Source organism: Microbacterium sp. A93 (genome assembly GCF_051842835.1).
Genome location: NZ_JBPXMT010000006.1, coordinates 129652 through 156095 on the forward strand (window position 1 = coordinate 129652; position 26444 = coordinate 156095).

The following is a 26444-nucleotide window of genomic DNA, read 5'->3' on the forward strand; positions in this document are numbered from 1 at the left end:
GCGACCATTCGAGTGGCGTATTCGTCTAAGGTAAGGCTTACCAAACAGCGGAGGGGCTGCCGGTCAGTCCTGCACGGCCCTGCGCGACCTCACCTGTTGCACGTCCCCAAGGAGTACCACTCGCATGCAGACCACGAACCGACGCCTCGGCCTGGCCGCTCTCGTCACCACCGCGGCCCTCTCCCTGACCGCTTGCGGCGCCGGCGCCGGAACCACCGGTGAGACCTCACCCGCCTCGTCCTCGGCCGGCGGATCGGCCAGCGCAGAGGCGCAGTCCTTCCCGGTGGACGTGACGGACATGTCCGGCACGGACGTGAGCATCGAGTCTGCCGATGCCGTGATCGCCACGGACAACCGCATCTTCCGCACCCTGGAGGACTGGGGCGTGGAGCTGGCCGCGGCGCCGCTGGGCCTCATGAACGAGGACACCGTGGACTACCCTTCCGACGACTCGATCCTCGATCTGGGCAGCCACCGCGAGCCCAACATGGAGGGCTTCGTGGAGGCCCAGCCGGACCTGGTCCTGAACGGCCAGCGCTTCTCCGCCATGGCCGAGGAGATCAAGCCGCTGATCGGCGAGGCCGCGTTCGTGGACACCAACGTGGTGGAGGGTGAACCCCTGGACGGCGAGCTGCGCCGCCTGACGACCCTGCTCGGCGACGTCTTCGGCCAGCAGGCCGCCGCTGAGACCCTGATCTCCGACTTCGACACCGCCATCGAGGACGCCAAGGGCGCCTACGATCCGGAGCAGAGCGTGGTGGGGCTGATCGCCACCGGTGGGGACCTGTCCTACGCCGCCCCGTCCACCGGCCGCGCCATCGGCCCGGTGTTCGACATGCTCGAGCTGACCCCGGCGCTGGAGCGCGACGGCTCCTCCAACCACCAGGGCGATGACATCTCGGTGGAGGCCATCGCCGAGGCCAACCCGGACTGGCTGCTGGTGATGGACCGTGATGCCGCGGTCTCGGCCTCGGAGGAGGAGGGCTACCAGCCAGCCGCCGAGCTGATCGAGAACTCCGAGGCGTTGCAGGAGGTGACCGCCGTCAAGGAGGGCAACATCGTCTACCTGCCGGCGGACTTCTACGTGCACGAGGACATCCAGAACTACACCACCTTCCTCAATGACCTCGCCGAGGCCTTCGGCGCCTGATCCTCGGCACACCACCCAGACACCAACGGGGGCCGCCGCCATCTTCGGCGGCCCCGTCAGGAATCACCGTGACCGCACCCTATGAACACCGGAACCCGGAGGCCCAGACGGCTCCGTTGGGCTCCGACTACCAGACCGTCCAGCCGGGCGGCCATGAGGGCCTGCCCCCGCAGGGGTCCCAGGTGCCGCAGGCGCCGTGGCAGTCCCGCTGGCGGACCGCGTGGCCGATGCTGATCGGTGTCGTGGCGGTGCTGGCCCTGGTGGTCACCTCGCTGTTCGTGGGCGTCTATGACATCACGAGTGCCGAGGGCGGCTGGCAGATGTTCTTCATCACCCGGGTGCCGCGGACCATCGCCCTGGTGCTGGCCGGGGCCAGCATGGCCATGGCAGGGCTGGTCATGCAGCTGATGACCCAGAACCGGTTCGTGGAACCCACCACCACCGGCACCACCGAGTGGGCCGGCCTCGGCCTGCTGGTGACCATGCTCGTGGTGCCGCAGGCCTCCGTCTTCGACCGGATGTTCGGCTCCGTGCTCTTCGCGTTCGTGGGCACCATGGTGTTCTTCGCGTTCCTGCAGCGGGTGACCCTGAAGTCCTCGCTGATCGTGCCCATCATCGGCATCATGCTCGGCGCCGTGGTGGGGGCCTTCTCCACCTTCCTGGCCCTGCAGACCGACATGCTGCAGCAGCTGGGCATCTGGTTCGCCGGCTCCTTCACCGGGGTGGTGCGCGGCCGGTACGAGCTGCTGTTCATCGTGCTGGCCATCGGTATCCTCATCTTCCTGCTGGCCGACCGCTTCACCGTGGCCGGACTGGGCAAGGACATCGCCACCAACATCGGCCTGAACTACACCGCCGTGCTGCTGACCGGGGTCTCCATGATCGCGATCGTCACCGGCGTGGTCACCGTGGTGATCGGGTCCCTGCCCTTCCTCGGGCTGATCGTGCCCAACGTGGTCTCCATGTTCCGCGGGGACAACCTGCGCACCAACCTGCCGTGGGTCTGCCTCGTGGGGATCGCGGTCGTCACGGTGTGTGACATCATCGGGCGAACCGTCATCATGCCCTTCGAGGTGCCCGTCTCCCTGATCCTCGGCGTGGTCGGCGCCGTCGTCTTCATCGGCCTGCTCGTCAGGAGGCGCAAGCATGTCTGACAGCACCATGGAACGCACCGGGATGGCCGGTGACTGGCCCGAGGACAGCGGACCGCGTGCCGGGCAGGACCACGCCGCGCGGGTGACTGCCGGGCCGGAGGCCGCTGGGCGGGCAGCCACGTGGCCGGCAGCCGCGGGGCACCCCGGTGCGGGGCAGGCCCAGGCTGCGGCCGGCGTCGTGCGCTCCGGTGGTGGACGACCACCGCGGACAGCGCGGCGCCAGTCCGGACCGTTCGCCGAGCGCAAGCACCGCAACCGCTACGTGTGGCTGGTGGGTGGGCTGCTGCTGCTCGCCGCGCTGACCACCTACGGCAACCTCGCGTGGGACAATCCCATGCCGCCCGGTTCCGAGGGCTTCTGGATCATCGCCAGGATGCGCGTGGAGTCGGTGGTGGTGATGGCCGTGGTGGCGCTCTGCCAGGCCGTGGCCACCGTGAGCTTCCAGACCGCCACGAACAACCGCATCATCACGCCCTCCATCATGGGCTTCGAATCCCTCTACACACTGGTGCAGACCGCCGCCGTGTTCTTCTTCGGCGTGGCCGGCGTGACCATGGTGGTGGGGCTGGGCCAGTTCGCCCTGCAGGCGGGGATGATGGTGGTCTTCGCGGTGCTGCTGTACTCCTGGCTGCTGTCCGGGCGCTTCGGCAACATCCACATCATGCTGCTCGTGGGCGTGGTGCTCGGCGGCGGGCTCGGAGCACTGTCCACCTTCATGCAACGCGTGCTGGACCCCAACGAGTTCGACGTGCTGACCGCCCGGCTGTTCGGCAACATCTCCAACGCCCAGACCGAGTACCTGCCCTATGTCATCCCGATCGCACTGGTCTGCGCGGCGGTGCTGTTCATCCGCGCGCGGCGGATGAACGTGCTGGCGCTGGGGGCGGACGCCACCAACAACCTCGGGCTGAACCACAAGCGCGAGATCATGGTCGTACTGACCCTGGTGTCCGTGCTGATGGCGATGACCACCTCCCTGGTGGGGCCCATGACCTTCCTGGGCTTCCTGGTGGCCACGTTGGCCTACCAGTTCACGGACACCTACGACCACCGGCTGATCCTGCCCGTGGCGGTCCTGATCGGCTACACCATCCTCTCCGGGGCGTACTTCGTACTGCGGAACATCTTCTATGCAGAAGGAGCCGTGACCATCATCATCGAACTGGTGGGCGGGCTCGTCTTCCTCCTGGTCATCCTGCGAAAGGGCCGGTTGTGATCACCCTCGACGGCGTTCAGAAATCCTATGGTGACGAGGTCCAGATCGGGCCCGTCTCCGTGCAACTGCCACAGGGCGGCATCACCGCCCTGGTGGGGCCGAACGGTGCCGGCAAGTCCACCATCCTGACCATGATCGGGCGGCTGCTCAAGGTGGACGCCGGACGGATCGAGGTGGCGGGGCAGGACATCGTGAACACCCCGTCCAAGGCCGTGGCCAAGGTCCTGTCCATCCTGCGCCAGGAGAACCACTTCGTCACCCGCCTGACCGTGCGCCAGCTCGTGGGCTTCGGGCGCTTCCCCTACTCGCGGGGGCGGTTGACGGCCGAGGACGAGGGCTACATCAACGAGGCGATCGACTTCCTGAACCTGAAGGCGCTGGAGAACCGGTACCTGGACCAGCTCTCCGGCGGTCAGCGCCAGCGTGCCTACGTGGCCATGGTGCTGGCGCAGAACACCGACTACGTGCTGCTGGACGAGCCGTTGAACAACCTGGATATGCAGCACTCCGTGCAGATGATGAAGCAGCTGCGCCGCGCCGCCGACGAGCTGGGCCGCACCGTGGTGATCGTGCTGCATGACATCAACTTCGCCTCCCGGTATGCCGACTGGATCCTCGCCATGAACGACGGTCAGATCACCGAGTTCGGCCGCCCTGAAGAGATCATCACAGACGAGGTGCTCTCCCGGGTGTTCTCCACGCCCGTCCGAGTGATCGACGGCCCCGAGAGCCGGCTGGCCGTCTACTACTGAGGTCCTGAGGCCCTGAGCCTCAGCGCCCCAGAGACTCAGCGCCTCAGCGCCCCTGAGCCGTGCGAGCGCCATATCTGCTCGGGAGTTCCCGTCTGCTCGGGAGTTGCGGTGCCGGTTGACCGTAGATCGCCACGCCAACTCCCGAACGGGCCGGCGCGGTCGGAGAGCCTGCAGGTGCTCCGGTCACTCCACAGCGGCCAAGCTCCGGCGGTTCATCCAGAGTGTTCGGCACCGCGATACCGTGCCCGGACCGAGCTGCCCAGTCTGGACTGATGCCACCCAGGAAACGCCCACTCCCCGATACCCTTCCAGCCAGCTGCTTCTCCACCCGGAAGGAGTTGGAGGGTGGCCTGAAGCCACAGCACCTTCGTCATCCTGAACTCCAGGTGATCAGCCGGGGAATCCGCCAGCGCCGTGACCAGGAGGTGGATTTCCTGGAGCACCTGGTGGCGTTGCAGCACCTTCACCCCCTGGGGGTGTTCTCCCACGAGACGGCGGCGGCATTGTGGGGGATCTGGTTGCCGATAGGCACCACAGGATGCCATCCAATCCACCTCTCCAAGGCGTCGCAGGCCGGCGGGCCGCCACGGCGACGGCGGGTCAAAGGCCACCTGCTGCCCGTCCACGCGCCCATCAAGCGCTATCAAGGGGTTCGGGTCACGGGGCCGGCCTGGACATGGGTCGAGCTGGCGGCGACGGGTATGGAGTTCGATGACCTCGTCGCAGCAGGAGACAGTCTGTTGCAGAGCAAGGACGGGCCCGCGGGACAGAGGAATCCCGGTTTACATCCCCTCTCCTCGATCCAGGCCATGGAGGATGCCATCTGCCGCCGTCCAGGATTCAGAGGGCTGAGCCGTGCCCGAGAGGCGATCACCTGGCTCAGGCCGGGGTCCGACTCACCCCAGGAGAGCCGACTGCGGGTAGGGGTCATCCAGGCCGGCTTCCCGGAACCGGCGGTGAACCCGGAGGTGGAGCTGTCCACCGGCGAGAAGATCCGGCCCGACCTCGTGTGGGAGGACGTCAAGATCTGTCTGCAGTACGAGGGCGACCACCACCGAAGCGATGCCGACCAGTGGGACCGGGACATCCAGCGTGATCTGCGCATGCAACGAGACGGCTGGATCGTGATCCGTGTGACGAAGAAGAGCTTCACCAGGGTCGGATGGGAAGAACTCCTGGAGAACCTGCGCCTGGCCTTCGCCTCCCGGGGAGGATGCTGACTCGGAGGGAAGTCCTGACACAGCCCTCGCTGACACGCTTGACACGCTTGACGCACAGAGCTGCCGGCCGTCGTCACATCGAATCGGGAGTTATGGTGCCGTTCTCAGCTCAATCGCCACGGGAACTCCCGACCAGAACTGGAGGTGGGTTCAGGGGAGGGGCTCGACCTCCACGGCCACGCGGTCCGCGCCGATCCGGGTCAGCACGAGGGTGGCGTGACGGCCGGAGCCCTTGCCCGACTTGCCCTGACCGGACATCAGCAGCCGCCGCAGCTCCTCCGGGGTGACGTCCACTCCCCGTTTCTTGATGTCCAGCCGTGTCACGCCCGTCTCCCTGACCCAGCGCCGCAGTCCCTTGACCTTGTACGGCATGACCTCCAGCACCCGGTAGCCCGTGGCAAACCGTGAACCCTGTGCTGCGTCCGCGCAGAAATACGCGATGTGCTCGTCCAGCAGCCGCCCGCCCGAACCAGCGAACTCCCGGTCGATGAGGTCCGCCACCAGCCCGGCCCGGATCACGGCGGGGTCCGGTTCATACAGAAAGCCGGACAGGCCCGCCACCCCCGCCACGTCAACCGTGGGGGAATCCCCGAAGTCGGCGGCGGAGAACAGCTCTGCCGACCCCGTATCCCCACCACCGAGTACCAGTGCCGAGCGACGGACCCCCGGGCGTGCCAGGGCGTTGAACCACAGCACCGCCTCGGTCAGGGACCCGCCCACGGAGACCCACTGGGCCTCACAGCCGGCGGGGACGGAGGCGTGGGGCAGCGCCGGTCCGAGCTTGACGCCCACGGGAGCACCGGTCTCGGCCAGCTGCTCCACGAAGGACAGGGGCGGGGAGAAGGCCTCCGGGTCGAACACCCGCGCGGAGCCGGACGAGGACACCACGCGCCGCGCCGGATCCAGCCAGAACCCCTCGGGCCGGGCCTCGCCGGCCCCGCCAATCGCGCCGGTCCCGCCAACCGCGCCGGCCCCGCCAACCGCCCCGGCCTGGTCAGCTGATCCGGCCGCGCCGTCCAGCGCGCCCAGCCACTGCACGGCGTCCGCACCCACCACGGTGGCGTTCGGGAACGGCATGAGGTTGATGGTGGCGGCGGCGGCCACGGTCTCGTCCCGTTCCACGGCGGTGACCTGCAGGTCCAGGGCGGCCAGGGCCATGGCATCCGCACCGATCCCGCAGCCCAGATCGGCCACGCTCCGCACCCCCGCGGCCGCGAACCGTCCGGCGTGCAGGGCGGCCACGTTCATCCGGGTGGCCTGTTCCAGACCCGCCCGGGTGAACAGCATGTTCGCGGCGAAGGGCCCGAACTTGGCGGCAGCCTGGGTCCGGAACTTCAGCTGGGTCAGCACGGCGGAGACCAGCTCGGCAGCGTGTCCCTCGGCCCGGAGCCGGGTGGACAGGGCCAACGCCTCGGACTCCCGGTATCCCGTGGGACCCTGCGCGGCGCTGACCGCGTTCAGCAGCTGCCAGCCCTCGGGCGTGAGCACCGGCGCGAGTACCGTCTCGTCCTGCGTGGACTCGGCAGCGGAGGAGGGAACGGGAGAGGAAGTGGCCACGGCTCAACGGTACGCTGGAAGCATGCCTAGCCGTCCCGCCCCGCGTCTGCCGTTGCCCGATTCCGCGCGCCGTGACCGGGACCGCCTGGACCCGGACCGGCGCTGGGACAGCGAGCCCGGCTTCGACTTCTTCGGCCGCTTCGAGGACGCCCGCCCGGCCACGGGGGACCGGCAGGAAGGGTACGACGACGGCCCCCACCACTCAGGTGACCTCACCTCGGGTGGGGGCCGGGCCGACGTCGGGCGTGATTCCCGCGCCTCCCAGCAGGCGGCATCCGCGCCGTTGTGGTGCAAGATCCTGCTGTACGCATCCATGGCGGTGGGCGTGGTGGCGGCGCTGCTGCTGATCATCACGGTGATCGCCCAGGTGTTCGTGGCCGGCACCTTCACGCTCGGCGGCGGGGACATGCTCTCCGACTCCGAGACGGCGGACGCCATCCGCCGGGACGTGGTCTGGGTTCCACTCGCCGGGCCACTGATCGCGCTCGGTGCCGCTTTCGCGGGACTGTGCGTGGCCGCCGTCGGGATCTTCCGGGCCCGGCGGAACGCCTGACGGTGGACGAGCGCCGGAACCTGTTGGGCTCGCCCACCCGCGACGTCACCTTGGCACTCGCCTTGACCGAGTGCTAAAGCCCGCCTAGAGTCATTTCTGGCACTCCGGGGCACCGGGTGCTAAGCCTGAAGGACCTGCCACCCGGCTCCCGCGACGACGGTTGGCCAGCCTCCGGCGCACCACACCATCCATAACGCTGGCCGGTCCGTCTTGAACGGGCCCGGCCCACCCGAAACGAAGGAGAGTACAGACGTGTCTGTCTCCATCAAGCCCCTTGAGGATCGTATTGTCGTCCGTCCGTTGGAAGCCGAGCAGACCACCGCGTCCGGCCTGGTGATCCCGGATACCGCCAAGGAGAAGCCGCAGGAGGGCCAGGTCGTGGCCGTCGGCGCCGGTCGTGTTGACGACAACGGCAACCGCATCCCGGTCGACGTGGCCGAGGGTGACGTGGTCCTGTACTCCAAGTACGGCGGCACCGAGGTCAAGGTCGGCGGCGAGGAGTACCTCGTGCTCTCCGCCCGCGACGTGCTGGCCATCGTCACCAAGTGATCTTCCGCCGGTCTCCACTGTCCGGGCACAGGGCACTGGTGTTCTCTGCCCGCACAGTGCGGTCCGGCTGACGCGCCAGGGCCCGGCCAGGCATTTCGGCCGGCCGGGCCCTGACGCGTCCACCCACCATTCTTCTGATCCTTCAGATCCTTTACGAAAGGAGCTTCGTTCATGGCGAAGCAGCTAGCCTTCAACGATGAGGCGCGACGCGCCCTCCAGGCCGGTATCGACAAGTTGGCCGACACGGTCAAGGTCACCCTGGGCCCCAAGGGCCGCAATGTGGTCCTGGACAAGTCCTGGGGCGCGCCGACCATCACCAACGACGGCGTGACCATCGCCCGTGACATCGAGCTGGACGACCCGTACGAGAACATGGGCGCCCAGCTGGCCAAGGAAGTGGCCACCAAGACCAACGACGTGGCCGGCGACGGCACGACCACCGCAACCGTGCTGGCCCAGGCCCTCGTGAACGAGGGCATGCGCCAGGTGGCCGCCGGTGCCGCCCCGAACGAGATCAAGCGGGGCATCGAGGCCGCCGTGGCCGCCATCGACGCCCGCCTGGCCTCCAACGCCGTGGCCGTCTCCGGCAACCAGGTCGCCAACGTGGCCGCCATCTCCGCCCAGTCGGACGAGGTCGGCGAGTTGCTGGCCCGCGCCTTCGACACCGTCGGCACGGAAGGCGTCATCACCATCGAGGAGTCCTCGACCACCTCCACCGAGTTGGTCATCACCGAGGGCATGCAGTTCGACAAGGGTTACCTGTCCCCGTACATGGTCACCGACGCCGAGCGCCAGGAAGCCATCCTCGAGGATCCGTACATCCTGCTGAACTCCGGCAAGATCTCCAACGTGCAGGAGTTCCTGCCGCTGCTGGAGAAGGTGTTGCAGGCCAACAAGCCGCTGTTCATCATCGCCGAGGACATCGAGGGCGAGGCCCTGTCCACCCTCGTGGTCAACAAGATCCGCGGCACCCTGAACGTCGTGGCCGTCAAGGCCCCGGGCTTCGGCGACCGCCGCAAGGCCATGATGCAGGACATCGCCACCCTCACCGGTGCGCAGGTGGTCTCCCCGGACCTCGGCATGAAGCTGGACCAGGTCGGCGTCGAGGTGCTCGGCACCGCGCGTCGCGTGACCGTCACCAAGGACAACACCACCATCGTCGAGGGCGCAGGCTCCGCCGACGAGGTGGCCGGCCGCGTGGCGCAGATCAAGGCTGAGATCGAGGCCACCGATTCCGATTGGGACCGCGAGAAGCTGCAGGAGCGCCTGGCCAAGCTGGCCGGCGGCGTGGGCGTCATCAAGGTCGGTGCAGCCACTGAGGTGGAGCTGAAGGAGTCCAAGGCCCGGATCGAGGACGCTGTGTCCTCCACCCGTGCGGCTCTGGAAGAGGGCATCGTGGCCGGCGGCGGTACCGCGCTGATCAACGCCCTGGCCGTCCTGGATGAGGACGAGGCCGTCAAGGCACTGACCGGTGACGCCGTGTTCGGTGTGGGCATCGTCCGCAAGGCGCTCGTGGAGCCGCTGCGCTGGATCGCCCAGAACGCCGGCGAGGACGGCTACGTGGTCACCTCCCACGTGGCCGAGCTGGAGCCGAACTTCGGCTTCAACGCCAAGACCGGCGAGTACGGTGACCTGCTGGCCCAGGGCGTCATCGACCCCGTCAAGGTCACGCGTTCCGCCCTGCTCAACGCCGCCTCGATCGCCGCGCTGGTCCTGACCACCGAGACCCTCGTGGCAGACAAGCGCGCGGACGAGGACGAGAAGTAACCCTCTTCTCCCCGCGTCAAGCGCACAGTGACCTCACCCCGTCCGTTGTGACGGGGTGAGGTCATTTTCGTCTGGGGGGAGGGGGCGCTCGGAGAGGGGATCACCGCGGACCGGGGGCGTCGAAGTACTGGCCGTTGGCCGGGAAGCCGGGGACGGCACTGGGCTTGGCGTATCCGGTGGCCCAGCGGAGGCTGAGCCCTTCGGGGTCGACCTCCACCCCGGACCAACGCATGGGGAGTCCCGCGGCGGACTCCGGCCGCGGCCGGTCCATGAGCTGGACGTGGAGGTGCGGTTCGGAGGAGTTTCCGGTGTTGCCGACCTGACCCACGGTCTGGCCCACGTCCACCTCGTCACCGGGGCGGACTGTCACAGACGCCCGGCGCAGGTGGGCATAGGCCGAGAACGTCGAGTCATCATGGCGGATGATCACCCGGTTGCCCAGGATGGCCGGCGAACCGCCGAGAAGCCTGAGGAACCCCTCGAGGGTCAGCATCCAGATCAGTCCCGGCCAGGAATCACGGGCACGGTGGTCCCGGACGTGATCGGTGGCGTGGACCACCGTCCCGGCGGCCATGGCCCTCACGGGGGTGCCGAAGCTCGGGTAATCCTCCGGGCTGCGCCCACGCAGGGTCCCGCTCATCCCCATGGGGCCGCCGGTGTCCTCCCGGAGGAGGTCGACGGCGTACATCTGGCCATGGGCACGCACCCGGTGGCTGGGAACCCGTGAACCGGGGCTGTTGAACGCGACCCACCGGCCGCGAACCGGCGCGCACAGGACGACGGGCTCCGGCCGCCTGGCCGGCGGGCGCACCAGGAACAACAGCAGGGGGACCACCATGCAGATAACGGCCCACAGGCGGGGTACAGGCCCGTAGGACATGACCAGCACGGTCAGGATGAAGAGGCGTACCCACCAGGTCTGCCACCGGGCGATGGCACGTCGGAGTGCATGGATCCCAGGCTCGGCGTTCGGCGGCATCACGTGAGATCCGAGGTAGGGGGCTGAAAGGCCATGGATCCACCCTAGCGACGGCAGACCACGGCGGAACCGGCACTTTCGTCCATCCGTCCTAGTACTTTTGTTCATTCTTTGGCGATCCCCGCCGACGCGGTTGAGGCGGTCGTCGCATCCTTGTTACGGTGACGTTGTTCACGCCATTACAGATGATTCCGTCGGTTGATTCACCTTGAGGCGTCGCGGTTTTTTGAGGAGAGGGCTCACTAAATTGCCATTTCTTTCCCATCTTTTCGCGCCCAAAGAGTACATCTTCGGATCAGGTGGCACTCAGATAAAAGGGTAGGAGATTCAAGACAATGACTGCTGTAGCCGAGTTTATGAACGCCCAAAATATCGATTTCGAGGGCGGCTCCATGTCCTCCGCAGGTGCGCCGGTGCTGGGTACCCCTGCTGCCGCGGCCCCCGTGGCCGTGGCCACGTGCTGGAAGGTGGCCGGCGGTGTCGCCGGTTTCGGTGCCGTCGTCGGTGCGGCCGCCGCCTTGTTCACCGTGGCCACCGGCGACTGAATACACCACAACCACACTGGACTGCGAGAGGGTTCCGATTCATGAAGACCGTCACCGATGTGATGAATGAGCAGGCCTCCTACGACCTGACCCCCGGGGTAGTGGCACCGAGTTCCGCAGCGCGGATCAACCCGGTCCTCGCCACGCCCGGACTGTTGGCCTTCGGCGCGGCCTTCGCCAAGGGGGCGGGTGCCGGTTCTGCTGTCGTCACGGCGGGCATCGCCGCGTACACCGTGACCAACAACAGCTAGTCACCCACACAGAATCCCTGGTGCGTGCCGGAGGCATCCGGCGCGCACCAGGCATGGTCCTCGACGAATCAGTACTCGTAGAAAGCAGCACTGGTGAAGGTTTCCGACGCGTTGAAATCGGTCTTCCGTCCCTTCGGCCTGGGCAGAGACCAGGCGATGGTGGTCTCTGAGCGGATCGTCTCGGTCGCTACCACGATCTCCTCCCTTGAGTACCTGGTCCAACACCGGCATATGGATTCCGGTGGCCTCAATGACTGGGACAGCATCAAGAAGTCCCGGGAGATCGACAACCGGGTCCTGCGCTCCGTGGTCTCGCGACTCAGCGGGAAGCAGGTGTCCCTGAGCCTCCACGCCGGTCGGCTTGCGGCCAGTGCTGGACTCCTCGTCCTGCCGTCCTCGTGGTCTACCGTCCGTGGCGTGCTCAACCTCTACAACTCGGTGTCCTATGCGCTCCTGACACCCCGGCATCGATTCGGCACGGACGGTTCAGACCAGGTGGGCACCCTCGTCCAGACCTTCAACGGCCTGGCGCGGCTCTCCGCGTCCCCGCGGTCGAAGGACACGTTCCTCTGGGGACTCGCGCTCCAGACGGGCATGGCCTACGGCTTGTCCGGATGGGTCAAGATGGCGGGACCGATGTGGAGGGAGGGAAGCGCCCTGTCCGGCATCATGCGCACCAAGACGTACGGTTCCGAACCGTTCTTCCGCTGGACTCAGAGGTCTCCGAGGCTCGCCCGAGCGGTGACCCAGGCCGCGCTGGCCTTTGAAGCACTGTTCCCCCTGGTGCTTCTGACGCGTGGACGGTTGACGAAGTCATTCCTGCTCACCGGCGTGGGCTTCCATGCCGTCAATGCCGTCCTGATGGGGCTGGGCCGCTTCCTGCTGGCGTTCCCCGCGATGTACCCGGCACTGGCCTATGTCACGATTCCCAAGGATCATCCGATCGGACAGGAGCGGGATGACTCCGTGCTGCCGCTCCTGGGCCTGGGCGCCGTCGCGGTCGGCGTCTACGCCTGGCTCGTGAAGACCAACCGACGGAAGATCGTGATGGAGGGCTGGCCGCATACCCTCTCGATGACCACCCGGCGGGGCAACGTGTACCGGTATGAATGGGGCGGGCCCCGGGCAGACGCCTCCGAACCGGTCTATCTCTTCACCCCGGCCATGGCTGCCACGGCAGAGTATTTCGCCTGGATCACGGAGAGCCTGGCGTACAACCACGGCAAGCGGGTGGTGATGGCCAGCCGTCCCGGCTATGCGGCCAGTCTGCGCCACGCGAAGGATGAATTCACCCTGGACGAGGCGCTCGACGACCTGGAGGACCTGGTGGCCGAGACCGTCGCCCCGGAGCAGAAGGTGGTGCTGCTGGGACACTCTCTGGGCGGAGAACTCGTCAGGCGCCTGGCCTTGCGGCTGGGCCCCTCCAAGGTCCAGGCGGTCGTCTACCTGGACCCGACCCACCCCGCTGAACTCAGCCGTTCCGATCAGCAGCGCGAGGGCGCTGAGAAGATGACGGACTCACTGGAGCAGATGGTCCGTTATCTGAAGTGGGGTACCGGCTTCCTGATGAAGCGGCCGCAATGGATCGACTCCTTCCCGCATAACTATCGCGAGCGTCACATGGCGCATTACGCGGATTCCCGGCTCTGGGAGGCTGCGTTACGAGAATGGAACGCGGTGTACGAGGAATTGCTGGCCTTCACCGGCCCCCTCGAGGTGCCCGACGTCCCGGCCCTTCTCATCGCCGCCGATGACACGCTGAACAGCTTTCCCGAACAGGGTGCGCTGTACGAGGAACTGGTGCCCGGCAGCGAGATCGAGGCCCGTCAGGATCGTCAGTACCGGATCCTCGCACACGCCAACCATGACTCCATGCTCAGCGACAGCAAGGTGGCCGAGAAGGTCGTCGGCCATCTGACGGCCTTCATGCGGGAACAGGAGATGACAGAGGCGGTGGTGTCATGAACGCGATGCACGGGTTGATGGAGGCCGGCCGCAGGAGTATCCAGGACGAGGGGCTGCTGCCCCGCCTGGCGGTCGCCGGTGCGACGCTGCTGACACTGGCCGCCCAGCATCCACACGCCAATTTCAACGGACCTCGCGGCCGCTGGGACGTCTTCTCCTCCATACCGAACTGGAAGTTCTTCGCCCCTTATCCGGCCACCAAGGACTACCACTACACCTACCGGGTGCGGACGGCTCAGGGGGAGACGCTCCTCTGGCAGGAAGTCGATCTCGTCGTCCCCCGTCAACTACGCCATGCCATCTGGTTCGCGAGCCGCCGGACGGGGAAGGCCGTCTTCGACATCTGCAGCAGTCTCATGTCCAGGGTCGCTGAACCCAGCAGCGGGCACGTCAGTACCTATCCCGAGTACCAGCTGATGACGGAATTCATCCGCCGCCAGATCAGAGAGGACCGCCTCGGTGTCGAGGTGAGCGACTTCCAGTTCGCCATCGTGGAGTCATCGGGCTACGACGAGTCGGAGGACCCCCGTCCCGTCTTCATCTCGATGACCGAGCCGTTCGACGCAGCGGAGTCCCTGTACAGCTATTGAGCCGGGATGACCCGCGGGGGAGGTGGGAGGACCACGGGCCCCCGCGGGCGTGTCCACCGACAAGGAGGAACGTATGACCGATGCATCCATGACCGCCACACACCCCGGTGGTGCGGTGCAGGCTCGGGACGGTGTCGAGGACACCGGTTACGGCCGTGAGTTCGCCCCATTCTATGACCGGATCTTCCAGCATGACGAGTTCGCGGAGATCACTGCTGACGGCCTGGCCAGGATCCACCCGGACATCGCCCAGGGAACCCTGGAGCTCGGGGTGGGCACGGGGCGCATCGCCCTGCCGCTGGCACGGCGCATCGGTCCCGTCGACGCCGTGGACTCCTCGGTGGAGATGTTGGCCCTCCTGGAGGGGCATCGTGACGGCGAACCCGTCCATGCCACGCACGGTAACTTCGTCCACGAACTTCCCGACCGCCGCTATGGCATGATCTTCGCGGTCTGCCAGACCATGTCGATGGTCGGCAGCCGTGCGGACCAGCGCCGTGCGATGCACCGTGTGGCCCAGACGTTGGCACCCGGGGGGATCTTCGTGGTCGAGACCGGCAACCCCCTGCAGGTGCACGCCCTGATGGGTGGACAGAATCCCGCTGTGACCACGGTCCCTCTGGAGGCGCAGGGTGGGTGGCTGACCACCTACTCCCAGCTCACCGAGTCCGAGGCCGGAGACGAGGCCTGGCGTTGCCGCCAGATCTGGATCGAGCGTGACGGCACCCTCCACACGGGAGTCGAACAGTCACTCCTGACACCCGTTGAGGTCATGGACCAGATGGCGACAGAGGCCGGCCTGGTTCCGGAGCTGCTGTTCGCCACCTGGTCGGGTGCCCCCTACGGGGACGAGGCCCCGTTGTACATCAGAAGCTATCGCCGGCCGCCTGAGGCGGAGCCGGTGACGAGGGAAGGAGCAGCGCAGTGAAGCCGACTGAGTTCTTGATGGGAGCGGCCGTGGGCATCGTCACGGGGTTGGTGCTGGCACAGTTCATGGACCTCATCCCCGCCATCGTCATCGCGGTCATCACCGGGGTCTCCGTCGCCTTCACCGCACGCACCGCGACCGGTAGATCCGAAGGGTGAGGCTCCGCTCGCTCACGGCCGCCCAGGGCCCCCTGCTCGGTGCGGGGATCCTCCTGTCCATGGTGGGAACCATCGCCATGCTGGTCCAGCCGCTGCTCGTGGCCGCGTTGATCAACACCTTGGTGGCCGGCGGGTCTGCGGCGGCGGAGGTCGTCGCCCTGGTCGTTCTGTTCTCCGCCGACGTGCTGTGCGGGGCCGTGGGCAGCTACCTGGTGGCGCGAGCCGGCGAGAACATCGTCCTGGACCTGAGGACCACGGTGATGAGCCGCATCCTCCGGTCCAGGATTCCCGCGGTCTCCACCTGGGACCGGGGAGACCTCTTCACGCGGGTCTCGGCGGACACCTCGCTGGCCCGGGTGGCCCTGTCCTCCTCCGTCTCGCAGTTGGCCACCTCCCTGCTGTCCGTGGCCGGCTGCCTGGTGATGATGTTCGTCCTGGATGCCTGGCTGGCCCTGTTGACCGCAGCCACCATCGGAGTGACCTCCCTGGCCTGCGTCGGACTGGTCAAGGCCATCCGCAAGTCCGCCGTGGAGAATCGCGAGCACAACTCCGACTTCGGCTCCGTCGTCCTGTCCCAGCTGTCCAACCTGGAGACGGTCAAGGCGCTGCGGGCGGAATACGCGGAGCTCGACCGGGTCACAGCTGAGGCGTCCCGCGCCCGCGGGTCCGGATTGAAGGTCGCCCGCATCGCCGCGCTGCTGACACCGGCCATGAACGTCGGCACGCAACTGTCCCTGGCCCTGGTGATCATCGTGGGCGCCGCCCGCGCGGGACAGGGCCTGATGGCCCTGGACGCGTTGGTGGCCTTCATCCTCTACCTGCTGTACCTGGTCTCCCCCCTGGTGGTGGCCCTGATGTCCGTCTCGCAGTTCCAGCAGGGGCGGGCGGCCCTCGACCGGGTCGGCGAGCTGGCCGGGTTGGAGTCCGAGGGGCCCGTGCCGGACGGATTCGGAGTGCCCGAGCAGGGGAGCGCCGGCGGTGAGTTGGTGCGGTTCAGTGGGGTCCGGCTGACCTACCCCGGGCGTGAGGAACCCGCCCTGCAGGGCCTGGACCTCGTCCTGCCCGCACGGGGGCTCTCCGCCATCGTGGGCCCGTCAGGGGCGGGGAAGTCCACGGTCTTCAAGGTGCTGGAGCGCTTCTACGAACCAGACGCCGGGTCCGTCCTCTGGCAGGGTGCTGACATCCGGTCCATGCCTCTGGAGGAGCTGCGCGGACGGATGGGCTTCGTCAGCCAGGACGGCAGCCTGATGCGCGGCTCGGTGTGGGACAACATCACCCTGGGAGCCTCGGACACCTCCCGGGACGCCGTGTGGGACGTCCTGCGCGAGGTGGGGCTCGAGGAGGCCATCCGCAGCCTCCCCCTGGGACTGGACCAGGCTCTCGGGGACGACGGCGCGGGGCTCTCGGGCGGGCAACGTCAACGGCTCGCCCTGGCCCGCGTGCTCATCCACCAGCCGGACCTGCTGTTGCTCGACGAGGCGACAGCCCACCTGGACTCAGATTCCGAGGCCCGGATCTCCAGCATCATCGCGACGCTGGCCGAGAGCATCCAGGTGGTCCTGATCGCCCACCGCCTCTCCTCCGTGGTGAGGGCCGACCAGATCTTCGTCCTCGAAGACGGGCGGGTGACCGGTGCTGGCCGTCACGGCGAGTTGATGCAGGTCCACGAGACGTACCGACGGCTGGTCTCCCAGCAGTTCGAACAGCCCGTGGCCGGCCGACCGGAACCTGCGCAGGCCTCCCGGGGCCCGGTGCGTTGACGGCCGGGTCAGAAGCCGGCCCCGAGCTCGGTGTAGAGGCTGCGCAGTCGTGCCCGGACCGTCGTCTTCAGGCGCGCACCGACTCGCTGTCACGTTCCGCGCCGGTGCCGGCGCCGCCGTCGTTGTTGGTCTCGAGGGGTGCCTCCTCGGTTCCATCATCGGCGAGCAGGTTGCCGCCGGCGCGGGAGGCGTTGTACTTGCCCTCGTCCAGGATGCCCTCCTGCTTGGACACCAGCGCGGGAACCAGCGCCTGGCCCACGACGTTGACGCCGGTGCGGCCCATGTCCACGATCGGGTCCATGGCCAACAGAAGCCCGACGCCGGCCAGCGGCAGTCCCAGCGTGGAGAGGGTCAGCGTCAGCATCACGACGCCACCGGTGGTGCCCGCGGTCGCCGCGGAGCCGAGGACGGAGACGAGGATGATCAGCAGGTAGTCGCTCCAGGCCAGGTCGATGCCGAAGAACTGCGCCACGAACATCGCGGCGATGGCCGGGTAGATGGCGGCGCAGCCGTCCATCTTGGTGGTGGCGCCCAACGGCACCGCGAAGGCGGCGTAACCGCGGGGCACGCCGAAGTTCCGCTCGGCCACGCGCTGGGTGACGGGCAGGGTGCCGATCGAGGAGCGGGAGACGAAGCCCATCTGGAAGGCCGGCCACATGCCGGTGAAGTACTGCCGGATGGACAGGCCGTGCAACTTGACCAACACGGGGTAGACCACGAGGAGCACGATCGCTAGGCCCACGTAGATGGCCACCACGAACTTCACCAAGGTGCCCATGGTGTCCCAGCCGTAGGAGGCCACGGCGTTGCCGATGAGCCCGACGGTTCCCAGCGGGGCGATGCGGATGATCCACCACAGCACCTTCTGGATGACCTCGAGCATGGAGGCGGAGAAGTCCAGGAAGGGCTTGGCCTTCTCACCCAGCTTGAGGGCGGCGACGCCCACGGCGATGGAGATGACCAGCACCTGCAGCACGTTGAAGCTGACCGAGGTGGTCAGCGAGCCGTCATCGGCGGCGCTCGTCGAGGCGGACAGGCCCAGGAAGTTGGAGGGGATCAGCCCCTGCAGGAACGCCCACCAGCTGCCGGTCTTGCCCTCGTACTCCGGCGGGGTGGTCTGACCGGTGCCCACGCCGGGCTGCATCACGCCGCCGATGACGAGGCCGATCACCACCGCGATCAGCGAGGTGATCGCGAACCACAGCAGGGTCTTGGCGGCCAGACGGGCGGCGTTGGTCACCTGGGCGAGGTTGGCGATCGAGGCGACCACGGCAAAGAACACCAGGGGCACGACGGCGGCGCGCAGCAGCGAGATGTAGCTGGAGCCGAGGACCTCCAGGGTGGTGCCGAGCCCGGTGGGCGTCTCGGGGGTGTGTCCGCCGGAGCGGGCCACCAGGCCGAGGACCAGGCCCAGGATGAGGGCTGCGAGGATCTGCGTGCCGAAGTTGGTCATCCACCCGGGCAGTCGCCGGCGGGGTGCCGCCTGCGTCTCCGGGGTGAGGGGCGCGGTGTTGGTCGAGGAGTTCACCCGGAGAACGCTAACGGTCCAATACCACAATTCGGGAATGGTGTTGCCTCAGATGACATCTCTGTGACCCACGCCAAAGTGGCTGAGGGCGAACCCCTGGCGTGACCCGCGCCACGCGCGGAATAGACCGGGGGCCGGGCGGTGTTCCACAGCCACGATGCCCCGCGACCCACCCGCCAGTGGCGGGCCTAGACTGGTCGCAATCCCGCAGACTGAAAGGCCCTTCGCCCGTGAGTGCACAGATCCCCGGCCCCTCGGCAGAACCGGTGGCAACCGCCGCCGATCCCTTCGGCTTCGTCGGCCTGACGTATGACGACGTCCTGCTGCTGCCCAACATGACCGATGTCATCCCGGCCGACGCGGACACCTCCACGCGGCTGACCCGGCGCATCACCCTGAAGACGCCCATCGCCTCCGCCGCCATGGACACGGTCACCGAGGCGCCGCTGGCCATCTCGCTGGCCCGTCAGGGTGGACTGGGGATCATCCACCGCAACCTCTCCATCGGGGATCAGGCGGCCCAGGTGGACCGCGTCAAGCGCTCCGAGTCCGGGATGATCTCGGACCCCGTCACCGTGGGCCCGGACGCCACCCTGGCCGAGTGGGATGACCTCTGCGCCCAGTTCCGGGTCTCCGGGCTGCCCGTGGTGGACGCCTCCAACACCCTGCTGGGCATCATCACCAACCGGGACACCCGGTTCATCCCGGGTTCCGAGTATGAGCACCGCACGGTGGCCTCCGCCATGACGTCGATGCCGCTGGTCACCGCGCGGGTCGGCGTCTCCCGGGAGGACACCATCCGGCTGCTCTCCGAGCATCGGATCGAGAAGCTCCCGCTCGTGGACGACCACAACAAGCTGCAGGGCCTGATCACCGTCAAGGACTTCGACAAGGCCCAGCAGTACCCGGACGCCACCAAGGACGAGGAGGGCCGGCTGCGCGTGGGCGGTGCCGTCGGTTTCTTCGGGGACGGCTACGAGCGTGCCATGGCCCTGGTGGAGGCCGGTGCGGACGTGCTGGTGGTGGACACCGCCAACGGCCACACGCAGGGCGTGCTGGACATGATCGCCCGGCTGAAGAAGGACCCGTCCTCGGCGCACGTGGACATCATCGGCGGCCAGGCCGCCACCTACGCCGGGGCCAAGGCCATCGTTGACGCGGGCGCGGACGCCGTGAAGGTGGGCGTGGGCCCGGGCTCGATCTGCACCACCCGTGTGGTGGCCGGCGTCGGGGTCCCGCAGATCACCGCCATCTACGAGGCGGCCAAGGCCACCATCCCGGCGGGCATCCCGCTGATCGCCGACGGCGGCCTGCAGCATTCCGGTGACATCGGCAAGGCGTTGGTCGCCGGCGCCGACTCCGTGATGCTCGGCTCGCTGCTGGCGGGCACCGCTGAATCCCCGGGTGACCTGGTGTTCTACAACGGCAAGCAGTTCAAGGCCTATCGCGGCATGGGCTCGTTGGGGGCCATGCAGACCCGCAACGGGCAACGGTCCTTCTCCAAGGACCGCTACTTCCAGGCAGACGTGCCCAGCGAGGACAAGCTGATCCCGGAAGGCATCGAGGGACAGGTGCCCTACCGCGGTCCCCTCTCCGCGGTGGTGCACCAGCTCGTCGGCGGTCTGCGCCAGACCATGTTCTACACCGGTGCCGCCACCATCGCGGACCTGAAGCAGAACGGCCGCTTCGTGCGCATCACCCCGGCAGGGCTGAAGGAATCGCACCCGCACGACATCATGATGACCGTGGAGGCGCCGAACTACCGGACCCGGTAGCGCGCGCCTGGACGTCCGGCACCTGCACTAGGCTGGAACGCGTGAGCAACGAGATCGAGATCGGCCGCGGTAAGCGGGGACGCAGGGCCTATGCCTTGGACGACATCGCAGTGGTACCTGAGCGCCGTACGAGGGACCCCGAAGATGTGTCCATCAACTGGCAGATCGACGCCTTCACGTTCGAGATGCCGGTGATCGGCGCTCCTATGGACTCGGTCATGAGCCCGGAGACCGCCATCGCCCTGGGGCAGGCCGGCGGCATGGGAGTGCTCAACCTCGAAGGCCTCTGGACCAGGTACGAGGACCCGAGCTCGGTCCTCGAGGAGATCGCCGCGTTCGAGCGCAGCAACTACTCGCCCACCAACACGCGGCGGCTGCAGGAGATCTACTCGAAACCCATCCAGGCCGAGCTGATCGCCGAGCGCCTGGCCCACATCCGTGAGGCCGGCGTGGTGGTGGCGGGGTCGCTGACCCCGCAGCACACCCAGGAGTACTACGAGACCGTGCTGGCCGCCGGGGTGGACATGTTCGTCATCCGCGGCACCACCGTCTCCGCCGAACACGTCTCCCAGAACCGTGAGCCGCTGGACCTGAAGCAGTTCATCTACGAGCTCGACGTCCCCGTGATCGTCGGTGGCGCGGCCGGCTACACCCCGGCCCTGCACCTGATGCGCACCGGTGCCGCTGGCGTCCTGGTGGGCTTCGGCGGCGGCGCCTCCTCCACCACGCGACGCGCCATGGGCATCCGCGTGCCGATGGCCACCGCCATCTCGGACATCGCCGAGGCGCGCCGGGACTACATGGACGAGTCCGGCGGACGCTACGTCCACGTCATCGCCGACGGCGGGGTGGGCACCTCGGGTGACATCGTCAAGGCCCTGGCCATGGGTGCGGACGCCGTGATGCTGGGTGCCGCCCTGGCCCGCGCCCAGGAGGCCCCCGGCCGTGGCTGGCACTGGGGCGGGGAGGCCGCCCACGCGGACATGCCGCGCGGGGACCGTACCTATGTGGGCACCGTCGGCAGCCTGCAGGACGTGCTGTGGGGCCCGAGCCACCACACCAACGGCACCTCCAACCTCATGGGCGCCCTGAAGCGGGCCATGGCCACCTCCGGGTACTCGGACGTCAAGGAGTTCCAGAAGGTCGAGGTCCTGGTGGCGCCCACCCAGGACCGCTGACCAGCATGACGGTCACCGGCGGCAACGAGCGGCTCGGTCCTGACAGCAGGGACCGTGCGCTCGCCACGCTGCGCGCCACTACCCCGGAGCATCCGCTGGATGTGCTGGTGATCGGCGGGGGAGTGGTGGGCGCCGGCACGGCACTGGACGCCGCCACCCGTGGGCTCTCCACAGCTTTGGTGGAGGCCACCGACTACGCCTGGGGCACGTCCTCGAGGTCCTCCAAGCTGGTCCACGGCGGGCTGCGCTACCTCGAGATGCTGGACTTCCCCCTCGTCCACGAGGCGCTGCGGGAGCGGGGCCGGCTGGTGGAGGACATCGCGCCGCACCTGGTGCGGCCCGTGCCCTTCCTCTACCCCCTGTCCAAGCCGTGGGAGCGGCCCTACGTGGGGGCCGGCATCGCGCTCTATGACGGCATGGCCGCCGGACGCACGGGGCACCTGCCCGTGCACAAACACCTCGGCCGCGCCGCCGTGGCCCGGGTGGCCCCCGGGCTCAAGCCCGAGATCTACCTCGGGGCCATCCGCTACTACGACGCGCAGGTGGATGACGCCCGCCTGGTGATCGAACTCGTCCGCACGGCCGCCGCCCACGGGGCCCACTGTGTCTCCCGGGGCGAGGCCACGGCCTACCTCGGCACGGGGGCGGGGCCTGAGGAGGGCATCACCGGCGTCGAGATCCTCGACCGCGAGACCGACCAGCGCATCACCGTGCACGCCCGGCGCATCATCAACGCCACGGGCGTGTGGACCGGCTCCATCCCCGTGCGGCATCCGGACGGCACCGAGCATCCGGTGACCGCGGGGATGCCACGGGTGACGGCTGCCAAGGGCATCCACCTAGTGGTGCCGAGGGACCGCTTCACCTCCACCGCCGGGCTGATCCTGCGCACCGAGAAATCCGTGCTGTTCGTCATCCCCTGGGGACGGCATTGGATCATCGGCACCACGGACACCCCCTGGCGTGAGGCCGTGGACCAGCCCGCCGCCACCAGCGCCGACATCGACTACGTGCTCGAGCACGCCAACGCGGTGTTCACCGAGCCGCTGACACGGGCAGACGTGGTGGGGGTCTTCGCCGGCCTGCGACCCCTGGTGACACCGGCGGGGGAGGACGAGCCGCTCGGGGACACCGAGGCTCCTGCCACTGCAGCATCTACGGCGTCTACAGCCAAGGTGTCCCGCGAGCATGTCGTCGCCACGCCCCTGCCGGGTCTGACGGTGGTGACCGGCGGCAAGCTCACGACGTACCGGACCATGGCCGCCGATGCCGTGGACGCCGCCGTCGGGACCGCTGGAGCACCCGGAACCGGCCCGCTGACGGGCCAGGACGAGACGGGATCCGGGGAGGGGGTGCCCGCCTCCTGCACCGCTGAGCTGCCGCTGCTCGGGGCCCAGGGGTGGACGCCGTCCTGGAATCGTCGCCTGCTACTCGCCCGGGAGTCCGGTCTGCAGGCCGCCACGGTCGAGTCCCTGCTGCACCGCTACGGCTCCGTCGCCCCTGAGGTGATCGCCCTGGCCATGGCCGAGCCGGAACTCGCCGAGGAGCTGCCGGGGTTGCCCGGACACCTCGCTGCCGAGGCCGTGCATGCCGTCACCCACGAGGGTGCGCGGTCGGTCCAGGACGTCCTGGCGCGGCGGATCCGCGCGGTGTTCGAGGCGGACGACGCCGGTGCTGCCGCCGCCGAGACGGTCGCCCGGCTCGTAGCGCCGCTGATCGGCTGGGACGCCGAGCGGGCTTCGGCCGAGGCCGAGCGCTACCGGCAGTGGACCCTGGCCCAGCGGGCCACGCAGGATGCGGCCACGGACGCAGAGGCGCAGGGACTGCTCGTGGAGGCGGCCCGTGGTTCGACCCGGGACCTCGCCCGGGGCGGACTGCCGGGATCCTCCTGAGGTACTCCTCAGTCCTGCTGAGTTCTACGTGTGGTAGAGAACCGCGTAGTCTGGTGGGGTGCTGAAAACCGCCCTGAAACCCTCGTGGATCGCCGGACTGATCCTGGCCCTCGTGGTGTCCGGGGTCTTCGTGCTCCTCGGCAAGTGGCAGATGGACAATGCGGCCTCCGCCCCGCCTCCCCTGACCCAGACGGAGACGCCCGTGCCGCTGACCGAGCACTTCGTGCCCGAGAAGGCGATGTACGGCACGGAGGCGGACCAGGTCATCACCCTGTCCGGCGAGTTCCTGGCGGACACGGACGTGTTCATCCACCCACGCCTGAACGGTGACGAGGAGGGCTACTGGGTGGTGTCCGCCTTCCGTGTCCAGGGTGCCCCGCAGGACGAGGTCATCCCCGTGGTGCGTGGTTGGACGGCCACCACCGCGGCAACGGACCCCGTCCCCCAGGGGGAACTGCACATCACCGGCCGGCTGCTGCCCGCCGAGGGGCCCGCGGCGGAGGGGATCGAGCAGACCCCGGAGGGCACCGTGCTGACCAGCCTCGCCTCGGCCGAGCTCATCAACCTGTGGGACGTGCCGTCCTACGCCGGATATGTGGCTCCGTTCGAGATGACGACCGGGCAGGGGACCGTGGTGGGAGCAACCGCCGCGGACAGCACCCTGGAGTCGGTCATCGTCGACCCACAGCCGCAGGAGACCACCTACAACTGGATGAACATCTTCTACGCCATCGAGTGGGTCGTGTTCGCCGGATTCGCGATCTACCTCTGGTGGCGGTTCCTGCGTGACGACCACCTGCGGAACGTGGAGGAGGCCGAACTCGACCGCCAGTGGGCCGAAGAGTGGAAGGCCGCCGAGTTGGAGCGCCGCCGGGCGCAGGCCCGCGAGGCCAAGCAGCGGGCCATCGAGCAGTACGAACACTTCCATGGGGAGTCCGTGTCGGCCTCCCCGGACCAGCAACCCCAGCAGCCCCAGCAATCCCAGGAGCACCAGTGACCAGCCCGGACCAGCAGCCCCCGGTGGACCCGAACACCTTGCCCGACCCCGAGGACATCACGGAGGCCGACCTGCCCGCTCCGCCGCCGCGCCCGGGTACCGAGGCCCCGCGGCGTTTCGCCGGGACGCACCAGCAGATCCGCTCCGCGCTGACCATGTACAAGATCTGCGCGTGGATCACCGGCATCATGCTGTTGCTGCTCGTGCTCGAGATGATCTTCAAGTACGGCTTCGGCACCGAGCTCTATGCCGGCGGCACCCTCGTGGACGGCTCCGCCAATGGGCTCTCCCTGCAGCCGGAGGACTCCGTGACCGGCGGGTTCAACGTCTCCATCGCCGTGCTCATCGCCCACGGCTGGCTGTACGTGGTCTACCTCGTGGCCGCCTTCCGGCTGTGGTCGCTCATGCGCTGGCACGGGATGCGCCTGCTGCTGATCGCCGGCGGCGGCGTGGTGCCGTTCCTGTCCTTCATCGTGGAGAAGCGCGTCCACCGCGAGACCGTCCAGGAGCTGGCCGACCACCCCGAGGCACTGCGCAGGTATTAACCGCGGACCGGTGACGAGGGCCGCCGGATGAGGACGCCCATCCCGATCCCGCACAGCACCACCACCGCGCCGAGCACCGCCGAGAGCCCGGCGAAGCCCAGGCCGCCCATCAGCGGGCCGGCCGCCAGAGATCCGATCGCCCCGGCCAGGGACATCACGGCGTCGGAGAACCCCTGGGCCGGGACCCTCTCCTCGGGCCGCAGCGCGGCCACGAGCAGGGTGGAACCGGCCACCGTGGCCGCCGACCATCCCAGTCCCAGCACCACCAGCCCGACCACCACGGCGGCATGCACGTGCGGGAACAGCCCGGTGAGCCCGGCCGCCGCCAACAGCAGCCCCAACCCGGCGCCCGCCACCCGGACCGGGCCATAGCGGTCCGTGAGCAGCCCCATGACGGGGGAGAGGGCGTACATCCCGGCCACGTGCAGGGAGATCGTGAAGCCGATCAACACCACGGTGTCCGGGTGCATCCCCAGCTCCTGGCTGGCCACCCCGGCCTCGTGCTGCAGGTGCAGGGGGGTCATGGACATCAGCCCCACCATCGCCGCATGGGCCGAGGCCACGGCCACCACCGCAGCCAAGGCGGTGGGCTGGGCGCGCACGATGTGCCACCCGGCCGTCCACCCGGCCGCCCATCCGGTGCCCCTGCGGTGCGGCACCGAACGGCCCGGGTGACCGGCCGGCGTCGGGCCCTGGCTGTCCGTCCCGTCCAGCTCCCGCCGCAGCAGCAGCGGATCCGGGCGCAGTCCGGCGAGGATGATGGCGGCCCCCACGGCCATCCCGGCGGCGGAGATCAGGAACGGTCCGGCGTGGGCGTGGATGCCCAGCCAGCCGGCCAGGACGGCACCCGGGCCCACCATGTTGGGGCCGAGCACGGCGCCGACGGTCACGGCCCAGACCACCACGGAGAGGTCCCGGCCGCGGTGCCGGGGCTCGGAGAGGTCCGTCACGGCGAACCGGGCCTGCAGGTTCACGGCGGCGGCGAAGCCCACCAGGAACGCCCCGAGCAGCAGGAGCGGGAAGAACCGGGTGATGACGGCGGCCACCATGAGTCCCTGCCCCAGTAGCCCGGCGGCCAGACCGAGTCCCAGGGCCACCCGGCGTCCGTGCCGGACCGCCACCCCCGCCAGGGGGATGGACACCGCGGCCGAGCCGAGCGTCATGGCCGTGTTCGCCAGTCCGGCACTGGACTCGGCCCCCGAGAGGTCCACGGCGAGGATCGAGCCGAGGGAGAGCGTGGCGCCGTTACCCAGTCCCGAGAACACCTGGGCGGTGCCCAGCACGCGGACGGCGCGGTGCTGGGCGCGGCGGGCCCGCGGCAGCAGGGCCGGATCGGGCGCGGGTTCGGCGGCGGGGCCGGGCGGTGGGGCATCGGACATAGGCCACATTGTGCCGGAGCCGCATCGCCGCAGTCCGCTCCTCGACTGCACTATCC

24 protein-coding genes are annotated in these 26444 nt (G+C 68.6%); 20 read left to right on the forward strand and 4 right to left on the reverse strand.

From position 1 onward, the window contains the following. The first annotated feature begins 124 nt into the window (after nt 1-124). From ACSU1G_RS16280 to ACSU1G_RS16300, 5 genes are all read left to right on the forward strand, one after another. Complete coding sequence (locus ACSU1G_RS16280; RefSeq protein WP_439281015.1) at nt 125-1150, forward strand: siderophore ABC transporter substrate-binding protein; 1026 nt, start codon at nt 125-127, stop codon at nt 1148-1150. Nucleotides 1151-1377: 227 nt separating this feature from the next. Beyond that, a complete protein-coding gene (locus ACSU1G_RS16285) occupies nt 1378-2304 on the forward strand; it encodes an ABC transporter permease (RefSeq protein WP_439281271.1) in 927 nt (308 codons plus the stop codon). Next, the gene (locus tag ACSU1G_RS16290; RefSeq protein WP_439281016.1) at nt 2297-3520 is read left to right on the forward strand and encodes an iron chelate uptake ABC transporter family permease subunit; all 1224 of its coding nucleotides are present in this window, start codon (nt 2297-2299) and stop codon (nt 3518-3520) included. The genes ACSU1G_RS16285 and ACSU1G_RS16290 overlap by 8 nt, the downstream gene beginning before the upstream one ends. After that, nucleotides 3517-4272, forward strand: coding sequence for an iron ABC transporter ATP-binding protein (locus ACSU1G_RS16295; RefSeq protein ID WP_439281017.1), 756 nt, complete (start codon nt 3517-3519; stop codon nt 4270-4272). The genes ACSU1G_RS16290 and ACSU1G_RS16295 overlap by 4 nt, the downstream gene beginning before the upstream one ends. Nucleotides 4273-4658: 386 nt before the next feature. Then, entirely contained in the window at nt 4659-5492 is an 834-nt protein-coding gene (locus ACSU1G_RS16300) for an endonuclease domain-containing protein (protein ID WP_439281018.1), read from the forward strand. 150 nt (nt 5493-5642) lie between these two features. Here ACSU1G_RS16300 and ACSU1G_RS16305 read toward each other — a convergent pair whose 3' ends face one another. Further along, entirely contained in the window at nt 5643-7049 is a 1407-nt protein-coding gene (locus tag ACSU1G_RS16305) for a THUMP-like domain-containing protein (RefSeq protein ID WP_439281019.1), read from the reverse strand. A gap of 22 nt (nt 7050-7071) precedes the next feature. Here ACSU1G_RS16305 and ACSU1G_RS16310 point away from each other — a divergent pair, with 22 nt between their 5' ends. The 3 genes from ACSU1G_RS16310 to groL all read left to right on the forward strand — a co-directional run bounded on the left by ACSU1G_RS16310 (nt 7072) and on the right by groL (nt 9918). Further along, nucleotides 7072-7602 (forward strand): hypothetical protein, encoded by a 531-nt coding sequence (locus tag ACSU1G_RS16310; RefSeq protein ID WP_439281020.1) that lies wholly within the window; start codon nt 7072-7074, stop codon nt 7600-7602. 252 nt (nt 7603-7854) lie between these two features. Continuing rightward, complete coding sequence (gene groES / locus ACSU1G_RS16315) at nt 7855-8151, forward strand: co-chaperone GroES (RefSeq protein WP_439281021.1); 297 nt, start codon at nt 7855-7857, stop codon at nt 8149-8151. A gap of 171 nt (nt 8152-8322) precedes the next feature. After that, a complete protein-coding gene (gene groL, locus ACSU1G_RS16320) occupies nt 8323-9918 on the forward strand; it encodes a chaperonin GroEL (protein ID WP_439281022.1) in 1596 nt (531 codons plus the stop codon). Between the two features lie 100 nt (nt 9919-10018). On the opposite strand, the gene ACSU1G_RS16325 is transcribed toward groL, so the two are convergent. Beyond that, on the reverse strand, nt 10019-10897 hold the full coding sequence (locus tag ACSU1G_RS16325) for a M23 family metallopeptidase (RefSeq protein WP_439281272.1): 879 nt from the start codon (nt 10895-10897) through the stop codon (nt 10019-10021). A gap of 335 nt (nt 10898-11232) precedes the next feature. Here ACSU1G_RS16325 and ACSU1G_RS16330 point away from each other — a divergent pair, with 335 nt between their 5' ends. The 7 genes from ACSU1G_RS16330 (at nt 11233) to ACSU1G_RS16360 (ending at nt 17094) form a co-directional block, all read left to right on the forward strand. Further along, a complete protein-coding gene (locus ACSU1G_RS16330; protein ID WP_439281023.1) occupies nt 11233-11442 on the forward strand; it encodes a hypothetical protein in 210 nt (69 codons plus the stop codon). Nucleotides 11443-11483: 41 nt separating this feature from the next. After that, nucleotides 11484-11693 (forward strand): hypothetical protein, encoded by a 210-nt coding sequence (locus ACSU1G_RS16335; protein ID WP_439281024.1) that lies wholly within the window; start codon nt 11484-11486, stop codon nt 11691-11693. Nucleotides 11694-11786: 93 nt separating this feature from the next. Then, nucleotides 11787-13658, forward strand: coding sequence for an alpha/beta fold hydrolase (locus ACSU1G_RS16340; protein ID WP_439281025.1), 1872 nt, complete (start codon nt 11787-11789; stop codon nt 13656-13658). Next, complete coding sequence (locus tag ACSU1G_RS16345) at nt 13655-14248, forward strand: hypothetical protein (protein ID WP_439281026.1); 594 nt, start codon at nt 13655-13657, stop codon at nt 14246-14248. The genes ACSU1G_RS16340 and ACSU1G_RS16345 overlap by 4 nt, the downstream gene beginning before the upstream one ends. Nucleotides 14249-14321: 73 nt before the next feature. Continuing rightward, nucleotides 14322-15176 carry a class I SAM-dependent DNA methyltransferase gene (locus ACSU1G_RS16350; RefSeq protein ID WP_439281027.1) on the forward strand — a complete coding sequence of 285 codons (855 nt, stop codon included), beginning with the start codon at nt 14322-14324 and terminating at the stop codon, nt 15174-15176. Next, nucleotides 15173-15334, forward strand: coding sequence for a hypothetical protein (locus ACSU1G_RS16355; RefSeq protein WP_439281028.1), 162 nt, complete (start codon nt 15173-15175; stop codon nt 15332-15334). Before ACSU1G_RS16350 ends, ACSU1G_RS16355 begins: the two co-directional genes overlap by 4 nt. Then, nucleotides 15331-17094 (forward strand): ABC transporter ATP-binding protein, encoded by a 1764-nt coding sequence (locus ACSU1G_RS16360; RefSeq protein ID WP_439281029.1) that lies wholly within the window; start codon nt 15331-15333, stop codon nt 17092-17094. Before ACSU1G_RS16355 ends, ACSU1G_RS16360 begins: the two co-directional genes overlap by 4 nt. Before the next feature lie 67 nt (nt 17095-17161). Here ACSU1G_RS16360 and ACSU1G_RS16365 read toward each other — a convergent pair whose 3' ends face one another. Beyond that, nucleotides 17162-18622, reverse strand: coding sequence for a dicarboxylate/amino acid:cation symporter (locus tag ACSU1G_RS16365; protein ID WP_439281030.1), 1461 nt, complete (start codon nt 18620-18622; stop codon nt 17162-17164). Nucleotides 18623-18852: 230 nt separating this feature from the next. Here ACSU1G_RS16365 and guaB point away from each other — a divergent pair, with 230 nt between their 5' ends. Genes guaB through ACSU1G_RS16390 form a run of 5 tightly spaced genes read left to right on the forward strand, consistent with a single transcriptional unit; the run spans nt 18853 to nt 25009 of the window. Beyond that, nucleotides 18853-20397: an IMP dehydrogenase gene (gene guaB / locus ACSU1G_RS16370; RefSeq protein ID WP_439281031.1), complete on the forward strand. Its 1545-nt coding sequence runs from the start codon at nt 18853-18855 to the stop codon at nt 20395-20397. A 41-nt stretch (nt 20398-20438) separates the two neighbouring features. After that, nucleotides 20439-21575, forward strand: coding sequence for a GuaB3 family IMP dehydrogenase-related protein (locus ACSU1G_RS16375; protein WP_439281032.1), 1137 nt, complete (start codon nt 20439-20441; stop codon nt 21573-21575). Between the two features lie 5 nt (nt 21576-21580). Further along, nucleotides 21581-23467, forward strand: coding sequence for a glycerol-3-phosphate dehydrogenase/oxidase (locus ACSU1G_RS16380; protein ID WP_439281033.1), 1887 nt, complete (start codon nt 21581-21583; stop codon nt 23465-23467). Nucleotides 23468-23525: 58 nt separating this feature from the next. Continuing rightward, nucleotides 23526-24464: an SURF1 family protein gene (locus ACSU1G_RS16385; protein WP_439281034.1), complete on the forward strand. Its 939-nt coding sequence runs from the start codon at nt 23526-23528 to the stop codon at nt 24462-24464. Beyond that, nucleotides 24461-25009, forward strand: a complete 549-nt coding sequence (locus ACSU1G_RS16390; protein ID WP_439281035.1) for a DUF3817 domain-containing protein — start codon at nt 24461-24463, stop codon at nt 25007-25009. Before ACSU1G_RS16385 ends, ACSU1G_RS16390 begins: the two co-directional genes overlap by 4 nt. On the opposite strand, the gene ACSU1G_RS16395 is transcribed toward ACSU1G_RS16390, so the two are convergent. Continuing rightward, on the reverse strand, nt 25006-26388 hold the full coding sequence (locus ACSU1G_RS16395) for an MFS transporter (protein WP_439281036.1): 1383 nt from the start codon (nt 26386-26388) through the stop codon (nt 25006-25008). The genes ACSU1G_RS16390 and ACSU1G_RS16395 overlap by 4 nt on opposite strands. Nucleotides 26389-26444 lie beyond the last annotated feature (56 nt).

Coding starts and splice junctions, on each gene's coding strand:
- ACSU1G_RS16325 (WP_439281272.1), bottom strand. CDS start 10,897: ATGCCGCCGAACGCCGAGCCTGGGATCCATGCACTCCGACGTGCCATC.
- ACSU1G_RS16285 (WP_439281271.1), top strand. CDS start 1,378: ATGCTGATCGGTGTCGTGGCGGTGCTGGCCCTGGTGGTCACCTCGCTG.
- ACSU1G_RS16380 (WP_439281033.1), top strand. CDS start 21,581: ATGACGGTCACCGGCGGCAACGAGCGGCTCGGTCCTGACAGCAGGGAC.
- ACSU1G_RS16310 (WP_439281020.1), top strand. CDS start 7,072: ATGCCTAGCCGTCCCGCCCCGCGTCTGCCGTTGCCCGATTCCGCGCGC.
- ACSU1G_RS16395 (WP_439281036.1), bottom strand. CDS start 26,388: ATGTCCGATGCCCCACCGCCCGGCCCCGCCGCCGAACCCGCGCCCGAT.
- ACSU1G_RS16290 (WP_439281016.1), top strand. CDS start 2,297: ATGTCTGACAGCACCATGGAACGCACCGGGATGGCCGGTGACTGGCCC.
- ACSU1G_RS16350 (WP_439281027.1), top strand. CDS start 14,322: ATGACCGATGCATCCATGACCGCCACACACCCCGGTGGTGCGGTGCAG.
- ACSU1G_RS16335 (WP_439281024.1), top strand. CDS start 11,484: ATGAAGACCGTCACCGATGTGATGAATGAGCAGGCCTCCTACGACCTG.
- groL (WP_439281022.1), top strand. CDS start 8,323: ATGGCGAAGCAGCTAGCCTTCAACGATGAGGCGCGACGCGCCCTCCAG.
- ACSU1G_RS16280 (WP_439281015.1), top strand. CDS start 125: ATGCAGACCACGAACCGACGCCTCGGCCTGGCCGCTCTCGTCACCACC.
- ACSU1G_RS16345 (WP_439281026.1), top strand. CDS start 13,655: ATGAACGCGATGCACGGGTTGATGGAGGCCGGCCGCAGGAGTATCCAG.
- ACSU1G_RS16330 (WP_439281023.1), top strand. CDS start 11,233: ATGACTGCTGTAGCCGAGTTTATGAACGCCCAAAATATCGATTTCGAG.